This is a genomic window from Acidovorax sp. HMWF018, from assembly GCF_003061035.1.
In the GTDB taxonomy this organism is placed as follows: Bacteria; Pseudomonadota; Gammaproteobacteria; order Burkholderiales; family Burkholderiaceae_C; genus Acidovorax; species Acidovorax delafieldii.
The window spans coordinates 1-1,833 of record NZ_QAIM01000491.1; the positions used below are offsets into that span (position 1 = coordinate 1).

Below are 1,833 nucleotides of genomic sequence, written 5' to 3' on the forward strand. Positions count from 1 at the left end.
CAGGTCAAACGAGGATGGGAGTGGGGGCTGGACGAAAAAAAGCCCCGCACTGCGGGGCTGTGGTGGAGGCCTGCCGGAGCGGTCAGGCCATCATCACGGCGATGAACGCCAGCAGGAACATCATGATGCCGCCCACCACCGGCAGCACCACGGGGACCACGTGAACGACGTTTTCCACAGGGTCGTTCGATGGTGTTGCGGGGGCGTGCGAGGTGTTGTGGTCAGACATGGTGGGCTCCAGATGCTTAAAACTTGCGCAATTCTAGCCGCGAGAACCTGCGTGGGGCGCAAAACCCTGTGGCCTCAGATCAGGTCGGCCTGCATGCCCGCCGTGCGGAGCTGTCCCAGCACCTCATCCACGTGGGGCTTGCCCCGGGTTTGCAGCACCAGTTCAATCTCCACGTTCTGCGCGGCCAGCATGGTGAAGGCGCGCTGGTGGTGCACTTCCTCGATGTTGGCGCCCGCGTCGGCCACGGTGGCGGTGATGCGCGCCAGCACGCCGGGCACATCGCGTGCGCTGACCTTGATGCGCGCCAGGCGCCCCGAGCGCACCATGCCGCGCTCGATGATGGCCGCCAGCAGCAGCGGGTCGATGTTGCCGCCACACAGCACCAGGCCCACGCGCTTGCCCTGGAAGCGTTCGGGGTAGCGCACCAGCGCCGCCAGGCCGGCGGCGCCTGCGCCTTCGACCAGGGTCTTTTCGATCTCCAGCAGCATCAACACCGCCTGCTCGATGTCGCCCTCGTCCACCAGCACCAGGTCGTCCACCAGGCGCTTGACGATCTCCTGCGTGATCTTGCCCGGCGTGCCCACAGCAATGCCCTCGGCGATGGTTGATGTGCCCTGCGGGTGGTGCGTGCCCTTGACCGCGTTGACCATGGCCGGGAAGCGCATGGTCTGCACGCCGATGACCTCGATGCCGGGCTTGATCGCCTTGGCCGCCGTCGCCACACCCGAGATCAGCCCGCCGCCGCCCACGGCAATCACCAGGGTGTCCAAGTCGGGCACGGCCTGCAGCATCTCCAGGCCCAGCGTGCCCTGGCCCGCAGCCACGCCCTCGTCGTCGTAGGGGTGGACAAAGGTCAGGCCTTGCGCATCGGCCAGCGCGTAGGCGTGGGCGCGGGCTTCTTCCAGCGTGTCGCCATGCAACACCACCTCGGCACCAAACCCGCGCGTGCGCTCCACCTTCACGCCGGGCGTGAAGCGCGGCATCACGATGACTGCGCGCAGGCCCAGGCGCTGCGCGTGGTAGGCCACGCCCTGGGCATGGTTGCCGGCGCTCATGGCCACCACACCCCGCGCACGCTCCTCGTCCGTCAGCAGCGTGAGCCGGTTGCAGGCGCCGCGCTCCTTGAAGGACGCGGTGAACTGCAGGTTCTCGAACTTGAGGAAGACCTGCGCGCCCACGATCTGCGAGAGCGTCTTGGATTCCACACAGGGGGTGTCCAGCACCTGGCCTTGCAGGCGGGTGGCGGCGTCGCGGATGTCTTGGAGGGTCAGCATGCGCCGATTGTGGCGCAACGCGGGCCGGTGGAGCACCGTGGCGGGTGCCGGGCAAGAAATTGGATGAAAAGTGCCGCAAGCGCCAGAAATTCATGCGCTGATTGCTATCAATTTTGATTCTCTATTTAAGGCCCAGCCTGCGCGCCAGTTTGTGCAGGTTGCTCGCGTCCACCTCCAGCGCACGCGCGGCCTGGGCCCAGTTGCCCTGGTGGCGCGCCAGGGCCTGCGTGATGGCGTGCCGTTGGCAGGCATCCACGGCGTCGCGCAGCGGGCTGTCGGCGGTGTTTGGGGTGGTGGCGGTCGCGGGCAGCTCTGCCGCCGGGGTGGGGG

Annotated in this window: 3 protein-coding genes; all 3 read right to left on the reverse strand. The window is 67.5% G+C overall.

Annotated elements, in window-relative coordinates; translation table 11 throughout:
- Window positions 1-82: 82 nt before the first annotated feature.
- Window positions 83-229: a hypothetical protein gene (locus DBR23_RS30025; protein ID WP_165836532.1), complete on the reverse strand. Its 147-nt coding sequence runs from the start codon at window positions 227-229 to the stop codon at window positions 83-85.
- Window positions 230-303: 74 nt separating this feature from the next.
- Window positions 304-1,503 (reverse strand): threonine ammonia-lyase, encoded by a 1,200-nt coding sequence (locus DBR23_RS21020; RefSeq protein ID WP_108499491.1) that lies wholly within the window; start codon window positions 1,501-1,503, stop codon window positions 304-306.
- A gap of 121 nt (window positions 1,504-1,624) precedes the next feature.
- On the reverse strand, window positions 1,625-1,833 hold a 209-nt coding region (locus DBR23_RS21025; protein ID WP_304466226.1), incomplete at its 5' end, for a helix-turn-helix domain-containing protein.

Bases quoted from the DNA above. Each gene is read 5' to 3' on its own strand.
- DBR23_RS21020 (WP_108499491.1), bottom strand. From the start codon at position 1,503: ATGCTGACCCTCCAAGACATCCGCGACGCCGCCACCCGCCTGCAAGGC.
- DBR23_RS30025 (WP_165836532.1), bottom strand. From the start codon at position 229: ATGTCTGACCACAACACCTCGCACGCCCCCGCAACACCATCGAACGAC.